18 protein-coding genes and 1 pseudogene are annotated in these 13,014 nt (G+C 62.8%); 11 read left to right on the top strand and 8 right to left on the bottom strand.

Features of this window, described 5'->3' with window-relative positions; translation table 11 throughout:
- Nucleotides 1-148, bottom strand: a pseudogene (locus tag OXS49_RS30075) (HNH endonuclease); the annotation flags it as partial.
- A 65-nt stretch (nucleotides 149-213) separates the two neighbouring features.
- Here OXS49_RS30075 and OXS49_RS30070 point away from each other — a divergent pair.
- Together OXS49_RS30070 and OXS49_RS30065 are read left to right on the top strand one after the other, a co-directional pair.
- Nucleotides 214-396 (top strand): hypothetical protein, encoded by a 183-nt coding sequence (locus OXS49_RS30070; RefSeq protein ID WP_267428291.1) that lies wholly within the window; start codon nucleotides 214-216, stop codon nucleotides 394-396.
- A gap of 88 nt (nucleotides 397-484) precedes the next feature.
- Entirely contained in the window at nucleotides 485-712 is a 228-nt protein-coding gene (locus tag OXS49_RS30065) for a hypothetical protein (protein WP_267428294.1), read from the top strand.
- Nucleotides 713-819: 107 nt separating this feature from the next.
- Here OXS49_RS30065 and OXS49_RS30060 read toward each other — a convergent pair whose 3' ends face one another.
- Together OXS49_RS30060 and OXS49_RS30055 are read right to left on the bottom strand one after the other, a co-directional pair.
- On the bottom strand, nucleotides 820-999 hold the full coding sequence (locus OXS49_RS30060; protein ID WP_267428290.1) for a hypothetical protein: 180 nt from the start codon (nucleotides 997-999) through the stop codon (nucleotides 820-822).
- Nucleotides 1,000-1,982: 983 nt separating this feature from the next.
- Nucleotides 1,983-2,291, bottom strand: coding sequence for a hypothetical protein (locus tag OXS49_RS30055; RefSeq protein ID WP_267428293.1), 309 nt, complete (start codon nucleotides 2,289-2,291; stop codon nucleotides 1,983-1,985).
- On the opposite strand from OXS49_RS30055, the gene OXS49_RS30050 reads away from it, so the two are divergent.
- From OXS49_RS30050 to OXS49_RS30040, 3 genes are all read left to right on the top strand, one after another.
- Nucleotides 2,250-2,843, top strand: coding sequence for an HD domain-containing protein (locus OXS49_RS30050; RefSeq protein WP_267428292.1), 594 nt, complete (start codon nucleotides 2,250-2,252; stop codon nucleotides 2,841-2,843). The genes OXS49_RS30055 and OXS49_RS30050 overlap by 42 nt on opposite strands.
- 748 nt (nucleotides 2,844-3,591) lie before the next feature.
- Nucleotides 3,592-4,008: a hypothetical protein gene (locus OXS49_RS30045; RefSeq protein WP_267428289.1), complete on the top strand. Its 417-nt coding sequence runs from the start codon at nucleotides 3,592-3,594 to the stop codon at nucleotides 4,006-4,008.
- 160 nt (nucleotides 4,009-4,168) lie between these two features.
- On the top strand, nucleotides 4,169-4,375 hold the full coding sequence (locus OXS49_RS30040) for a hypothetical protein (protein ID WP_267428288.1): 207 nt from the start codon (nucleotides 4,169-4,171) through the stop codon (nucleotides 4,373-4,375).
- Nucleotides 4,376-5,701: 1,326 nt separating this feature from the next.
- Here the strand turns inward: OXS49_RS30040 and OXS49_RS30035 are convergent.
- Nucleotides 5,702-6,097 carry a response regulator gene (locus tag OXS49_RS30035; protein ID WP_267428287.1) on the bottom strand — a complete coding sequence of 132 codons (396 nt, stop codon included), beginning with the start codon at nucleotides 6,095-6,097 and terminating at the stop codon, nucleotides 5,702-5,704.
- Between the two features lie 162 nt (nucleotides 6,098-6,259).
- Here OXS49_RS30035 and OXS49_RS30030 point away from each other — a divergent pair, with 162 nt between their 5' ends.
- Both OXS49_RS30030 and OXS49_RS30025 read left to right on the top strand, forming a co-directional pair.
- Nucleotides 6,260-6,961 carry a DUF433 domain-containing protein gene (locus tag OXS49_RS30030; RefSeq protein ID WP_267428286.1) on the top strand — a complete coding sequence of 234 codons (702 nt, stop codon included), beginning with the start codon at nucleotides 6,260-6,262 and terminating at the stop codon, nucleotides 6,959-6,961.
- Nucleotides 6,958-7,350, top strand: coding sequence for a hypothetical protein (locus OXS49_RS30025; protein WP_267428285.1), 393 nt, complete (start codon nucleotides 6,958-6,960; stop codon nucleotides 7,348-7,350). Before OXS49_RS30030 ends, OXS49_RS30025 begins: the two co-directional genes overlap by 4 nt.
- Before the next feature lie 63 nt (nucleotides 7,351-7,413).
- Here the strand turns inward: OXS49_RS30025 and OXS49_RS30020 are convergent, their stop codons facing one another.
- From OXS49_RS30020 to OXS49_RS30010, 3 genes are all read right to left on the bottom strand, one after another.
- Complete coding sequence (locus OXS49_RS30020; RefSeq protein ID WP_267428284.1) at nucleotides 7,414-8,703, bottom strand: hypothetical protein; 1,290 nt, start codon at nucleotides 8,701-8,703, stop codon at nucleotides 7,414-7,416.
- A gap of 105 nt (nucleotides 8,704-8,808) precedes the next feature.
- A complete protein-coding gene (locus OXS49_RS30015) occupies nucleotides 8,809-9,102 on the bottom strand; it encodes a hypothetical protein (RefSeq protein ID WP_267428283.1) in 294 nt (97 codons plus the stop codon).
- Between the two features lie 254 nt (nucleotides 9,103-9,356).
- Entirely contained in the window at nucleotides 9,357-9,698 is a 342-nt protein-coding gene (locus OXS49_RS30010; RefSeq protein WP_267428282.1) for a hypothetical protein, read from the bottom strand.
- Between the two features lie 29 nt (nucleotides 9,699-9,727).
- Between OXS49_RS30010 and OXS49_RS30005 the strand changes: the two genes are divergently transcribed.
- The 3 genes from OXS49_RS30005 (at nucleotide 9,728) to OXS49_RS29995 (ending at nucleotide 11,204) form a co-directional block, all read left to right on the top strand.
- A complete protein-coding gene (locus OXS49_RS30005) occupies nucleotides 9,728-9,937 on the top strand; it encodes a hypothetical protein (protein ID WP_267428281.1) in 210 nt (69 codons plus the stop codon).
- A gap of 158 nt (nucleotides 9,938-10,095) precedes the next feature.
- Nucleotides 10,096-10,599: a ferritin-like domain-containing protein gene (locus OXS49_RS30000; protein ID WP_267361095.1), complete on the top strand. Its 504-nt coding sequence runs from the start codon at nucleotides 10,096-10,098 to the stop codon at nucleotides 10,597-10,599.
- 443 nt (nucleotides 10,600-11,042) lie between these two features.
- Nucleotides 11,043-11,204 carry a hypothetical protein gene (locus OXS49_RS29995; RefSeq protein WP_267428280.1) on the top strand — a complete coding sequence of 54 codons (162 nt, stop codon included), beginning with the start codon at nucleotides 11,043-11,045 and terminating at the stop codon, nucleotides 11,202-11,204.
- A gap of 30 nt (nucleotides 11,205-11,234) precedes the next feature.
- Here OXS49_RS29995 and OXS49_RS29990 read toward each other — a convergent pair whose 3' ends face one another.
- Nucleotides 11,235-11,708, bottom strand: a complete 474-nt coding sequence (locus OXS49_RS29990) for a hypothetical protein (protein ID WP_267428279.1) — start codon at nucleotides 11,706-11,708, stop codon at nucleotides 11,235-11,237.
- 843 nt (nucleotides 11,709-12,551) lie between these two features.
- Here OXS49_RS29990 and OXS49_RS29985 point away from each other — a divergent pair.
- Nucleotides 12,552-13,014: sugar transferase (locus tag OXS49_RS29985; protein WP_267428278.1), on the top strand; the 463-nt coding region annotated here is incomplete at its 3' end.

The following is a 13,014-nucleotide window of genomic DNA, read 5'->3' as shown; positions in this document are numbered from 1 at the left end:
AGCGCCCGTCGCCGAGATGATAGACCATCCGCCCGTGCGGCCGCCCGCAGCCCTCGCAGCAGCCTTTCGCCCGCCCGAACCGGATCACGGCCGAGAGCTGTACCCAGTCGATCGGGTAGAAGTAGCGGTGCTCGGGCCGGATCGGCATGGTGGCCGGACTGTGCCACCCGTCGTGAAGAAAGCGTAGCCGTGGAACGCTGCTACCGATCACACATGGACCTATCCGACCTTCAATTCTGGGCCTTTCTCGCAGCGGCCATCCCGGTCCTGTTCCTGCCGGTTGTCATCGTCTGGTGGAAAGGGCACCCCATCGTCCCGATAGCCCTCCTCAGCCTCGTGTTCTGGCCTGGCGCGCTGATCCTGGCTCTCCGGCTGCGTCGCAAGCGCGATTTGTGATCGCAGCGATGACGAGCGTCTGAACGATAGCTACCGGGCTAACGTTCAAATCCGGACTGGTCGAACCGATCCGTCTGGAGGAAACGCCATGATGAAGACCTTAGCCCTCGCGGCTGCGCTGACGCTCGCCGTCACAGGGGCGGCTCTCGCTCAGATGCCGGCCGGCGGTGGCAGCGGCAGTGCTCAGAGCAACATGAACAACCCTGGAAGCGTGAAAAGCCCGTCAGAGAAGCGGATGGGTGGCCAGCGGGGCATGATGAGCATGCGGCACATGAAGCGCCATCGGCGTCACCACATGCGTCGTTCGCGGATGTAACTGTCGCTTGCCCCGCGGGACTGAGGCCGCGGGGCTCCTGCTAAGCAGATTGGTCTGGTTCAGCGCCCCGCGGAGGATGGCGGGCGTCTGTGGCCTATCCGTACTGACTATTTCCTTTGTTCAGACTCCGCCTTGGCTTTTTCGAAAGCCTCATGGCCGGTGGCACCCTGGACCGTGTCCTTGCTTTCAGGCTCACTACTGGTCGTTGGGTCCGGCACGTTGACGTTCGGGATCGGTATCGTTGGGGGCACAACGCTCACGCCTGGTCGCTTGTCGGTATCAGACATCGTTGCCTCCCGTATCACCGTGTCGCCGTCTTCCGCTCATTACGCCACAGCGCGACAGCTACACGCCGGGCCTCATAGGATCGCCGTAGAGGCGTCCCGAGCCCGCCTTGGCCCTCTGGCGCGTAGCCGTAAGCCAGCACGCCGTCCGGCCCGTAGTTCCGGCGCATCTCGGCGCGCCAGAGGCAGTCCGCCGCCGCAAAGGCAGCTTCCGTAAGAGCGAGGCGAGCGGGGTCAGGTGACAGGGATGGCTGAGCGTGCATCTCGCTCAACGCGCCGATCATGCGGGGGCTCCACCCGATATCGCTTCGTTAAGCCGTTACATGCATCCTGGTGAGGATAGTCGATCGTCTCCACCCCAAAAGTCTTCAGCACCATGCGTAACCGCTCGTCGCGGTCGTTCACCGTCGAGACTAAGTCCGGTGGACGCCAACGCCCCATCATCCCGCATCGCGACACCGCCCCCGTGGTCCCGCGACCTCAGGTGTTCTGGCCCTCGGCAGCCGAGCCGAAGTCACCAGCCCCAGAGCCTCGCCGGATCCTGCCTAATCTGATCGAGCCGGAGCCTGTGCCGGTTGAGCCGGAGCCCGCGGACGTAGCGGAGGATGGCTTGCCGAAACCGCGACGCGGGCGACCGCCCAAGGCCAAACTGGTCGCTGCCGAGGTGGTCGAGGAGCCGATCCCCAAGCCCGCCATCGAGATCGCGCCTCCGGCTGCACCACGGATGCCGATTGCTAATGTGATGCGCGTCGCGAAGACGCCAGCCACGCTGCCGCCCGGTGAGCGGTGGAAGCGGCGCTTCGGTCGATGGGCTCGGTAGCTGCGCCCTAATGCGTGTGTGGCGGGGGTGCGTGTCAGCCCGCGGGCGGCGCGATGGTTGCGCCCCGGGCGAGATACTCCTCACAGAAGTGCGCCGTCATGATCCTCACTGAGCGATCTCTGCCGTCGACAGGGACGAACAGGGTGCCGGACGCAAATCCTAATTCTCAGCCATCGGTATCCTCCCATGCTGTGTTTCGCTGGGTCGGTTGTTCGACATTTGATGCGGCATGCTTGATGCCCCGGGAGAGCTGACGCAGTACCTCCCATTCGGGAGAGAATGCCTCGAACATTTCCCTGCGCACCTCCGCATGTCCGTGTTCCCGGACGTGCCAGTCGGAGACGTGAACGGCGAGAACAGCTGCGGCAATCTCGAGGGTGCTGACCTGTGCCAGGTCGTCGTACTGCGATGCGACCCGCGCCATCTCCACCAATTGCAGGGCGGCCTCGGCCACGTCACGCGCGTTCTGGAACATGGGTCCTCCGACGCCTCTCGACTGCAATCATGGGTAGATGCCGTCGCGCGCTGGCACGTCCATCAGCGCCGCAAGGGCACAGCCCAGGAACCATACATCAATCATCTGCTGGAGGTGGCTGCGCTCGTGGCCGAGGCGACAGCCGGGAGCGATGCCGATCTCATCCTGGCCGCGCTGCTGCACGACGCGATCGAGGATCAGGAGGTGCCATACAGCCTAATAGCGGCGACCTGGGGCGAGCCGGTGGCCAACCTTGTCATGGAGCTGACCGACGACAAGAGCCTGCCGAAAGATGAGCGGAAGCGGCGGCAGGTGGAAAGTGCGGTCGGAAAGTCAGACCGGGCAAAGTTGATCAAGCTGGCCGACAAGACGAGCAACCTGCGAGCGGTGGCGGCGAGTGCGGCGCCCGACTGGTCGGTGACCCGGCGGTTGGCCTATGTGGCGTGGGCACGCGACGTCGCGAAGGGGCTGCGTGGCGTGAACATCTGGCTGGAGGGGAAGTTCGATGAAGCGGCAGAGCTGGCCGAGCGCTCGATCCAGCCTTGCCGATGAGGCGAGCGAGGGGGTCGGCCATGATGAGCCAGAGGTCGCTCCTGAGCCGTTACAGGCCCACTCACGCTCGTTCACAGCCTGGGAAGCGGTCAGGATGCAAGATCGGCGTTGCGTCCGTCAGCTCAATCACAAGAGGGCCAGCATTGTGCCCTAGAACCTCGTAGGAAGCCCCCTGGCGGGCTCGAGCGGCTCCGCGGCGGTATCTAGCGGTCCGAGGATGGGATGGCCTTGGTGAGCTCCCCAGACGCTTCTGCCCCTTACGGTGGCATGCCGGAACTGAGCGAGATCCTGGTCGGGCTCTACCCGCGACGCCAAGCTCCTTCACTTAGGACTGTAAGGTGTCGTCACCTCATTACGCCTAAGTTTTACTCCCATTACCCACTGACATGTTCCACTCGGAAGGCCATTTTAATTGCTGAAAACCATCCCTGTGCCCCTCGGATGCGAGGGCACTCGTCACTGCCACAGGTGCAGCTGACAGCGCGATGAAGTATGCTTGCCCGCCAGCGAATAGCGGCGGGGAACTCTGTCTTGCCTAATTTGTTGGCCTGGCAACTGTATCGAGTAGCACCGCCCCGTATCGCTCGATGCAGATATGCCCGGCCCAGGATCATCTCCCCTGGGTCGGGCTTTTTTGTCTATCAGAAACACGTTGATACAAATCTGCGACACCTTGGGTGTTCGGAACAGGGATCCGTTTGCTGGCGTCTAAGTTCATTTATCACGTACTCGGATAGGAGATGATCCTGTGAAACGTATTGCACTTGCTTCAACGGCGCTGCTGGCCGCCTTTGCGTTCGTTCCTACCGGGGCTGATGCGCGTGGCTTTGGCGGCGGCGGCTTCCATGGCGGCGGCTTTGGCGGCGGTTTCCGCGGCGCTGGCTTCCGCGGGGGCTATGGTGGCTTCCGGGGCGGATACGGCGGCTTCCGAGGCGGGTATGGCCGCTACGGCTACGGATATGGTCGTGGATACGGCTACGGCGGTCTGGGGCTGGGCTTAGGCTTGGCCACGGGCGCTGCCCTCGGATACGGCCTCGCCGGCGGCTACGGTTATCCCTACGGCGGCTATGGCTACGGGTACGGTGGGTACGCCCCGGCGGGATACTATGGTGGCTCGTATGGCTACTACCGCCGGCCTTACGGCTACGGGTACTACGGGTACTGAGATCGGCACACGGGCGCCGTACACGCGCCCGTAACCGCTCCCTGGCACCATGCTTTCGGGCCAAGTTGCGTATCGGCTCGTCCGCTGGTGAGATTAGACGCTCCCCCGCCCCGTGAGCAGATCGGGGCATGGCCGAGCAGCCGATGCTCAGGAGGCCCTCATGACCGATCAGCCTGGCCAGACGCTATCGGACAATGCGCTCGACCGACTGGCGCGCAAGCTGTTCGCTGAGGTTCGAGCAGAGCATCCCGAAGCCAGGGCCGGCCGGGCTCTTGAAAGCGCGGGTGAGGTGGCGGGGGAAGTGCTCCCCGGGATACCCGACTGGTTCATGGGTGACGATGCTGGCGATGGCGACAGCGACGGCTGAGCCGGCCGATGCTCAGCCATCGGCCGAGCGCAACCGAGCATGGCTATGAACGTTCACGAGGAAGCTGGGCTTTTCGGTGCTTGAGGCTTCCCAAATGCTCCTGATCGCAACCCTCATTGCGGGCACGTTTGGGCTTGCCAGCGTCTTTTCACTGCTCGCCCTTGTCCTAGCGGACTGAGGCCTCGCCCTTGCGCGGCCTCGACTTCCACGGGGCCTGCTCGCCACGTTCGGACACGCCGGCTAGCGCTGGGTGGTGATGCGCCCCGTGGTCGAGGGAATGGGGCTCGATTGGAGCGCGCAAAGGGCCAAGCTGGCCTCACAACATGCTCGCTTCAACAGTGGGGATATCACCACGGTTGGTGCTGATGGCCGCCAGCGGGAAATGACGTGTATCCCGCTGCGCTGCTACCCGATGTGGCTGGCCACGATCAATCCGGCGAAGGTCCCCAACCCGGCTGTGTGGCAGCAGCCGTTAGGCAACCGCCAGGGGGTGCAGCGACGGAGTACCAGTGTACGTCTCGGGCTTGAGCGGGCAACCGGTGTGTGATCGGCGGTGCTGCAGCTTTAGTCTGCCGGCGCCGATGTAACTCCCGAATATCATGATCTGCCCATGGCAGGCCGGGCACCGCTTCGGCGCTATCGTGTACAGGCCACGCGCCTCCGCGAGGGTGGCGGTGCGCCATGCACCGTCCACCTTCGCCTCGCATATCTGCTGGCTGGTCTTCGGCATGTCTGTTCCGCGCAGCGCTGCTACATCGGTCTGCAAGCGAGCAAATAGCCTTGGGCCGATATAGTTAACGAGCTGTTGTTGAACCGTCTCGCGTCCTATGCCCGGCCGAAGTGCCGCATCATAAGGGTAGGCTCACTGGACAGTTGGGCCTCAGCACGGTGAGATTTGGACCGGCTCCCGGTTATCAGCGCGATGCCGACTAAAACGTATGACCCGGCAAGGGCTACGAACGCGCACCACCAGAACATGACATCGAACATGGTTGTGCGCAGAGTTCCGATTACAAGCGGATCCTTAACAATCATGGTGAATGCTTCGTTAAGGCCGCACTGGGCGGAGCCCATGGTCGTCGATAGCGGCTCCAGCGCTGACTGATCGCCAGTCGCCTCTGAGAAGGGCCGGGCTCGCTGGGCGGCTATGCACAACCAGCTCGCAACCGCCCGTGGCGCTCAGGCATTGTGGGATCATAGCCGTACTGGCACCCCCAAAGGTCTTCCATGTTGCTGATCTCGTCCCTTGTGGCGGGCACTTTCATGCTCGCCACGTCGTTCTCGCTCATCGCTGTGCTGACAGACTAAGCCGTGGTCGGGGTCGGCTTATAAGCCGATCCCCCGCGCTGCCAGGACGGCACGAAGGCCTTTGGCGAGCCCCTCCGCGCTAAACGGCTTGCGCAGGAACCGGGCGCCCATAGGCATCTGATCCATGCCTGGCCACTCCACCCCCGACACAATCAGGATAGCGAGCTCGGGCCAGCGTGCCGCAACAGCCTTGGCCAGGGTGAATCCGCTCAAGGGCTCACCGGTAAGATCAACATCCGCAATCATGGCCACTAGCTCAGGTCGGGCCGCCAGATGGGCTTGAGCAGCTTTAATGGTCGAGGCCTCGGCTACCTCGTAACCGGCGTCCTGCAAGGCCGCAGCTGCTTCCATGAGCTGCACGGGGCTGTCTTCGACGACCAGCACGGCAAGCCGCGGCGCGAACGTGTCCGCCATTCAAGATCTCCACGAACCGACGCCCTTCAACGTGTCAGGGGCCGATTGCGTCCCGCACAGATCGAACCGCAACATAGACATGTGTGCTTCACCGGCGCGGCACCATTTCCGTAGCGGAATGCTACATGCACGCGTACGGTCCCTCTCGAAATGTCGCCGCGCATGGCCAGCCCCGCCCCTGAGGCGCCCCCGCTTGGGATCGGTTTCTACACCGTGCCCGAGGCCGCGCGGCTGATCCGTATGCCGCCCCGGAACATCACTCGCTGGCTTGGCGGATATGCCTACAGGTCGGGCGGTGAGGCGCGCCGCATGCCGCCACTCTGGGCTCCCGAACTTCCAGCGAACGACGACCGGCTCGAGCTCGGCTTTCGCGACCTAATCGAGCTGCGCTTCGTCCAGGCGTTCGTGCGCGAGGAAGTCGACCTGCGCGTGATCCGCAGCTGCCTCGAGGCCGCGCGCGAGGTCGTGCACGATCCGCGGCCGTTCTCGACGCGCCGGTTCAAGACAGATGGGCGCACGATCTTTCTCGAGAGCCTGAAGGCAGACGGCGGGAGCGAGCTGCTCGACCTGAAGCGCGGGCAGTACGTGATCAAGGCCGTGCTCGAGCAGACCTTCCGTGACCTCGACATTGAGGGCGACGTAGTAACCCGCTGGCGGCCGTTCCAGGGACGGGAGACAATTGTCATCGATCCCCGCCGAGCCTTCGGTCAGCCAATTGCAGCGGAGGCCGGCGTGCCGACCGTGACGCTTGCTGATGCGGTGAAGGCCGAGGGTTCCATCGAGCATGTCGCGCGGCTGTACGAGGTGTCTGTGGCTGCGGTCCGGGACGCTGCGCGGTTTGAAGAGCTCCTGCACGCGGCGTGAAGGTCGTTATTGACGAGAACCTTCCGCCTGCCCTTGCCCGTGGCCTTGATGGCCTGTTTGCCGGAAAGCACGAGGTCATCCACCTCCGAGACCGCTACGGGCCTGGCGTGACCGACCTCCAATGGATCTCAGAACTCAGCAGCGAAGGAAGCTGGGTCGTGATTTCAGGCGACCGCCGCATCAGCAAGAACAAGGCCGAGTTGAACGCCTTCCGCAGCTCGCGGCTGATCGGTTTCTTCCTAGCCCCTGGTTTGCAGAAGGCGCCGTTGGTGAAGCAGGCCGAGCGCATCCTTGCCCTTTGGGGCGGCATCGAGGTGTTGGCGGAACGGACTAAATCCGGCTCCATGTTCGTGTTGCCGATGACAACCACGAAGATCGGCACCCTGTAGCTCATGCACGCAGAGAATGCTGGATCACGCCCGGGTCGGCTTGAGCCCGGTGAGCAGCCGCGATCAGCTTCGAGGTATTTGGTTCAGCCAGTCGGGTCGGCTTAGTCCGCAGCTCTCGTAGATCCGTTCGAAAAAGGGACGTAATACATCGGTATCAGGCTCGTCGGGATTGTACTCGCCACAAGCGACGACCTCATCTAACATACATGAACCACGCGTCGTGTCCGTCATGCTAGAATATCCGCCGCGTTGTCTTGGAACATCCATTGCTCGTCCGCGTACGCCTTCCATTCCGGCAATCCATTGCAGCGGTCCGTTTACACCCAACAATCTGAGCGACACCCCATACTCTTTAAGGGACTCGCGGAAATCATCTTCCCGTAGATATATTACATTCTTGTCGCCATTTGCTGTGCGATAAATCGCGTTTTGAAGTATGAACGTATCTATCGACCAAATCTCGCCCGTCTTGAATATATAACCTACCCCATAAGTACTTTCATCCGATCCAGTTGGGTATACACCATATCCATCGGCGCCGCGTAAGCTTCCAAGGCTAGACCAGGCTCTGTTGAGAGGCTGCATCATTGGCTGCCTGCAGACGGCAATCTGCAGATTATCCACGGACCATGATTTGCCTGGATCATGTTTCGGCATCACTCGCAGCCAGTAAGATGGACCCGGCTCGAGATGCATCGAGAAGCTTGGATCAAATGAACGGGATACTATGCCCAGAGCCTCACCGTCCGCACGGAAGCGGCTAGATTTGCGCACGTGGGGGCGGGGGACGAACCGCGCAGGCTCAACGGCTAGAACTTCCCGGCGCAGATCGGGACTTACGAGCACAACTCGAATGGCGGCCTCGAGCGCCTTTGCGAGTCCCTCACGGGCTTGGCGCCGCACATCCTCGCTCGCGTCTGCGGGGCAGTGGTAGAGGATTGGGTTCCGCAGATGCCGCATGTCGAACGGCATGTTCTCGGCCGTGGGCTCGCCGAAGGCCGTATTCATTACCGGAACTACTCGCCCATGAGTGAGCGACTTCAGGGCCCAACCGTACTCGATCAGTACATTTGGGTTTGGCGTGGGGCATCCATCAAGGCGCTGGCCGACGAATGTAAGATCCGGCAAGAAAACGGTGGCCGCGTCGATTTTCTTGAAGATCGTGTCGACTATCGGAGGCGAGCCCGCCACGCCTTTTGTGTCCCGGTCGATCTCGAGTTCGCGGACGGCTTCCTCGAGCTCTGTGTCGGCCTCAATGCGACCGAGTGCCTTCTCAAGGGCACGCTCTATCAAGTTCCGACCGACGAGCGTCGCCGTGTCGGCCTGCCATGAGAAGAAGATCGTCTGCGGCATAGCCACAACTTAAGGCGACCCCTCGAAAGGAGTCGAGCCGGATCAGCGCCGCAGCGCGTCGATCCAGGCCTTCACCGGATCCACCACGAAGGCCACGTACGCCGCTCACGTGCGCGCCCAGCCGTTCACGTCGGCGTCGGCGTCGCCAGGGCGAGTTGCCATCAGCGCCGCGACATAGGCGTCCTCATGGGACGTACATTCGTCCAGCGCGTTGCGCTCTCGGCCGGCCCGGCTTCCGCGGTCCTGCTGGCTGTCATAGGCCTCACGCACGCAGCTGTGCCAGGCACGCTCGAGCGCAGGTAGATCGGCCGGCTCGGCCGCCAGGGCCGAGGCTGGCCCGACACCCACAAGCGTGAGGACCAGGACCAAGACCTGGACGTGTGCCGTTCGGCTATTCATCGGACGCGCTAGCTACGGCAAGGACTATCTCACCCGTCGCTCTCTGCAGCTCATGGCGGGCCACGCCATCCGCCAGCGCAATCAGGCTGGCGAGTATGAGTGCGAGCAACATGCAGCGGCGGAAGGCAGGCACAAAGATCAGCATGGCAGGCGCCTCGAGGAGACGCCTAAACGATAGCTGAGCCGTATGCAGCTGGCTGCCGCGCCGCGATCACAGTGGTACGAAAAGCGAACGCGCGCCGCTCGAGCTCGGGCTATTCGCAGACGCGCACGCGCCGGATGTGCTCGACGCCGTAGGGGTCGATGAAGCCGCGCCGCTCAACGTGGCAGACTTCCTCAACGTAAACCGGCGGCGGGGCGCGGTAGACCGGCTGGCCCGGGTAGTAGCCGTTGTTGGCTGAGGCGATCGCGCTGCCGGCCACGACGCCGCCGAGTAGACCGAGTGCCGCGGCACCACCAACGCCGATGCCTACACGAGCCAGGGCTGCCGGTTGGGCGCTGTACAGGGCGATGGCGGCCAGGGCGGCCGTGCCAGCGGTCTTGAGGGTTCCACGCCTCGCTTGTTCTCTACGACGTGCGAACGGCCTCGCGCGCATCAGCAGCGCTGGGCCGTACCGGGGCCTGGATGAGCGATGATGTGGCTGCGCTACTCCTCGCCCTGGCCGCCGAGAACACCGAGTTGCGACAGCAGCTGGCCGCCGCGCAGGACATGCTGATGGAGACGGCGATCGACGCCGGCCACCTGCACGCTCGCATCGAGGAGGTGCAGGCCGAACGGGATGCGTGGCGGGCCGAGGCCGAGCGCTTAAGTGCGCGGCCTCGCGGGGCTGGCTGATCATTTCAGAGGCCCCGCTGTCCGTTGCCTACCTGTGCTCCCCAGCGTTTGAGCCGGACAGGAACATCGCTTCACCCCAACCAGTTTCTATCCTGAGAGCGCTGAACTGCTATCTGCTGTCGCAAAAATAATACCCAACTAATTCTTAGGAGGCCGCTATGGGTCTGTTCACAGCCGACATCAAAACTTTGGACGATCTGTTCGTACATCAGCTGCAGGACATCTATTATGCTGAGCAACAAATCACAAAAGCTCTGCCGAAAATGATCAGCAAGGCTACCGACCCGCAACTCAAGCAGAGCTTTGAGATGCATCTGAAAGAAACGGAAGGCCAGATCAAGCGCCTGGAACAGGTATTTCAGATGCACGGGCACAAGCCGAAGGCAGTCGATTGTCCGGCGATCGACGGTATTCTCAAGGAAGCGAACGAAGTTGCAGGCGAGGTCGGCGATAAGGAAGTGCTCGACGCTGCGCTAGTGGCTTCGGCTCAAGCTGTCGAGCACTACGAGATCACAAAGTATGGCACCATGATCGCTTGGGCCAAGCGGCTCGGCCGTGACGATTGTGCCAGCGTGCTGCAGCAGACCTTGGACGAAGAAAAGGCCACGGATCAGAAGCTGACTGCCATGGCCGAGAGCAAGATCAACCAGAAGGCTGCTTAAGCCTAGATTTAATCGCCTGGACACGTGCAACCGTCGACTGTTAGGGCAATGAGTATTGTTGCTTGAACCTAACACAGTATGAGGCCCGCCCCCAGGGGAATGGGAGCGGGCCTCAGTTGCGACTGTGCCGACGAGGCTGCGCACCACGGGCCCTGTCTTTGGAGCCGATGCGCTGCTCTGAGGGCAATCGGGCCAGGCCCGGTCGCTGAGGTCAGGATGGCAAGCCGAAGCTAACGAGGGGTTACGGGGCCGACCTAACGGGCTTCAACTTCGTCATGCAGAGGCTGGTCTTTCGGCGGCAGATCCGCAGGCTAGGTGCCGCTGTCATGAGACCGGTGCTACGGCATTGACAGAACGCCACGTCCCACGGACATTTGCTGCGTCGCACCCTATATCTTCTGCAGCGCACACTAGGCTTCGCCCTGTGCTGTATGGAGTACCTGATGTCGACCATGAAAGACCGCGCCGCTGCGCGCGTTGAGCTTGTGCCCGAGGCTGTGTCATCAGGTTACACCGAGGCGATGGCGCGGCTGCCGCGGGTACAGATCGCCAAGCGCCGTCCGATTGCAGACCGTGACCTGCCAGCGGTCGGCTCATTCAGCTGAGGCAGACGGCCTGCTCCTCAAGGGCAGGCTTCACGCCGCCTTCAATTTCCCAATCCGCAGGCCAGTCTTGCGCCCACAGATCCGCAGGCCCAGGACTGCCAGTTTCGGCCCAATGCCAGTCAGGGCCTCCCGCAACGCTCCCTCGTCTTGCCAGCCGCCCGACGCCATCAGTACCGCTGGCAAGTGCCTCCCGCCGGCGACCAGAGGTGTCAGGGTGCGCACCATCCGCTCGGTGGTGCCGATGCCGCCCGCGGGCCCGCACAGCACCAACCCGGCCGCGTCCGTCGCGAACAACTGGCCCGGGGGCGGCCGCAGGCCGGGCTGCACCTGGCGGGTCAGCACCTGGGCAGCGGCGGCGTTGCGAGCCTCGGCTTCGGCCTTTTCCTGCATCCGCGCGATCGTGCGCGACGATGGCACCCGTGGCGGCGGCGGGGCGTCCGGATCAGCGGGGTAGATCATCGCGGTGATGATGTGAGGATTACTTCGAATATTTCCGGTCTGCATCAACAAATCTCCGATGAACGAATATGTGAATGCCGGCGGTTATTTACGAGCCCAAATGTGGGACCTGCGAGGAAATGCCTATGAATTCGAAGTCTTTTGGCCTTGCGGCCGCGCTTGCTATTGCTCTGACCGGCACGGCTTACGCCCAACAGCCGGCGGGCGGCGGTAGCGCAACCGGGAACATGAACAATCCCGGCAGCGTGAAAAGCCCGGGACAGAAAGCAACGGAGGAAACGACCGGCACCAGCATCCGCTCCTCCGCTCCCCCGCTGCCAGCGCTGCATTTGTGCCTGGGACCGTTACCGCGCGTCCTGGCGTGGGAGCCAGTGGGAGCACCGCAGCGCCAGCGGCCAGGTAAGCGCCGAAGGCTCTATCTCGCACAAGACGACGTGTGAGGTATGGACCGGGTCCGCGTAAGCGGCCCGGCTTGCCTCCGTCTTTGTTGAAACGCTTTTGGCTCGACGGTCGTTTAGGAGTTTGCAGCAGCGTAAAACCCATTCGCATACGTCGAGCCGACTGGAACCAAACGCTTTCTACCGACCAGCGAAGGCGGTACGAACGCGCTGCATAATTTGAAGTTGCGGAAGTGGTTTCCGGCGCCGTTCAAAATGTCGGACAATATCCAAATCCAAGTATAAATTACCTAGCGTTTCAGACGTAGGTGGTCTGGCCGCTATGCTGTTTAGTCGGCACAGCGTAGGATCTTATTGGACGTATTAACCTATTTTGGGTCGCTAGTATTACTTATGGCGCAGCTTGCCAGTGCTATTACAGCACGTTATAAGCACCGCAATAAGCAATCATTAACCCTCCGCCATTGGCCTCACCAGAGGAGTTGAGACCATGCTGGGTCGTGCCGACAACCCCACCCCTGCCGATGTGCGTGCGCCGCAGCATGGCGTCGAGATCGCCGAGCACCTAGCCGGTCAACTGGCCGTTCAGGTGAGCGATGCGGCGGAGGCGATGGCGGAGGCGGTGCTGCCGCCGGCGCCGTTCGTGGCCCGCGGGCTGCGGCTGGACTGGGCGGCCAAGCGCGGGCTCGATGTCGGCGTGGCCGCCACCGCGCTGTTCCTGATACTGCCGCTGCTCCTGCTGATCGCCGGCCTGGTGTTTGCAGGCGACCGCAAGGCCCCGATCTTCCGCCACATGCGGCTCGGCCGCGACGGCCGCACCTTCGGCTGCCTCAAGTTCCGCTCCATGGTCGCCGACGGCGAGGCGGTGCTGGCCGCCCATCTGGCCGCCAACCCGCGGGCCCGGGCCGAATGGGCCGCCACGCACAAGCTCAGCAACGATCCGCGCATCACCC

It is taken from the genome of Methylobacterium sp. GC_Met_2 (assembly GCF_026540795.1).
Classification (GTDB): Bacteria; Pseudomonadota; Alphaproteobacteria; order Rhizobiales; family Beijerinckiaceae; genus Methylobacterium.
The sequence above is the reverse complement of the archived record's forward strand: the minus strand, read 5'-3'. Positions and strand labels throughout refer to the sequence as shown.

Excerpts from the sequence above, each read along its gene's own strand:
- OXS49_RS30070 (WP_267428291.1), top strand. The coding sequence starts at position 214 with ATGGACCTATCCGACCTTCAATTCTGGGCCTTTCTCGCAGCGGCCATC.
- OXS49_RS30065 (WP_267428294.1), top strand. The coding sequence starts at position 485 with ATGATGAAGACCTTAGCCCTCGCGGCTGCGCTGACGCTCGCCGTCACA.
- OXS49_RS30060 (WP_267428290.1), bottom strand. The coding sequence starts at position 999 with ATGTCTGATACCGACAAGCGACCAGGCGTGAGCGTTGTGCCCCCAACG.
- OXS49_RS30055 (WP_267428293.1), bottom strand. The coding sequence starts at position 2,291 with ATGTTCCAGAACGCGCGTGACGTGGCCGAGGCCGCCCTGCAATTGGTG.
- OXS49_RS30040 (WP_267428288.1), top strand. The coding sequence starts at position 4,169 with ATGACCGATCAGCCTGGCCAGACGCTATCGGACAATGCGCTCGACCGA.
- OXS49_RS30035 (WP_267428287.1), bottom strand. The coding sequence starts at position 6,097 with ATGGCGGACACGTTCGCGCCGCGGCTTGCCGTGCTGGTCGTCGAAGAC.
- OXS49_RS30030 (WP_267428286.1), top strand. The coding sequence starts at position 6,260 with ATGGCCAGCCCCGCCCCTGAGGCGCCCCCGCTTGGGATCGGTTTCTAC.
- OXS49_RS30020 (WP_267428284.1), bottom strand. The coding sequence starts at position 8,703 with ATGCCGCAGACGATCTTCTTCTCATGGCAGGCCGACACGGCGACGCTC.
- OXS49_RS30015 (WP_267428283.1), bottom strand. The coding sequence starts at position 9,102 with ATGAATAGCCGAACGGCACACGTCCAGGTCTTGGTCCTGGTCCTCACG.
- OXS49_RS30010 (WP_267428282.1), bottom strand. The coding sequence starts at position 9,698 with ATGCGCGCGAGGCCGTTCGCACGTCGTAGAGAACAAGCGAGGCGTGGA.
- OXS49_RS30005 (WP_267428281.1), top strand. The coding sequence starts at position 9,728 with ATGAGCGATGATGTGGCTGCGCTACTCCTCGCCCTGGCCGCCGAGAAC.
- OXS49_RS30000 (WP_267361095.1), top strand. The coding sequence starts at position 10,096 with ATGGGTCTGTTCACAGCCGACATCAAAACTTTGGACGATCTGTTCGTA.
- OXS49_RS29995 (WP_267428280.1), top strand. The coding sequence starts at position 11,043 with ATGTCGACCATGAAAGACCGCGCCGCTGCGCGCGTTGAGCTTGTGCCC.
- OXS49_RS29990 (WP_267428279.1), bottom strand. The coding sequence starts at position 11,708 with ATGCAGACCGGAAATATTCGAAGTAATCCTCACATCATCACCGCGATG.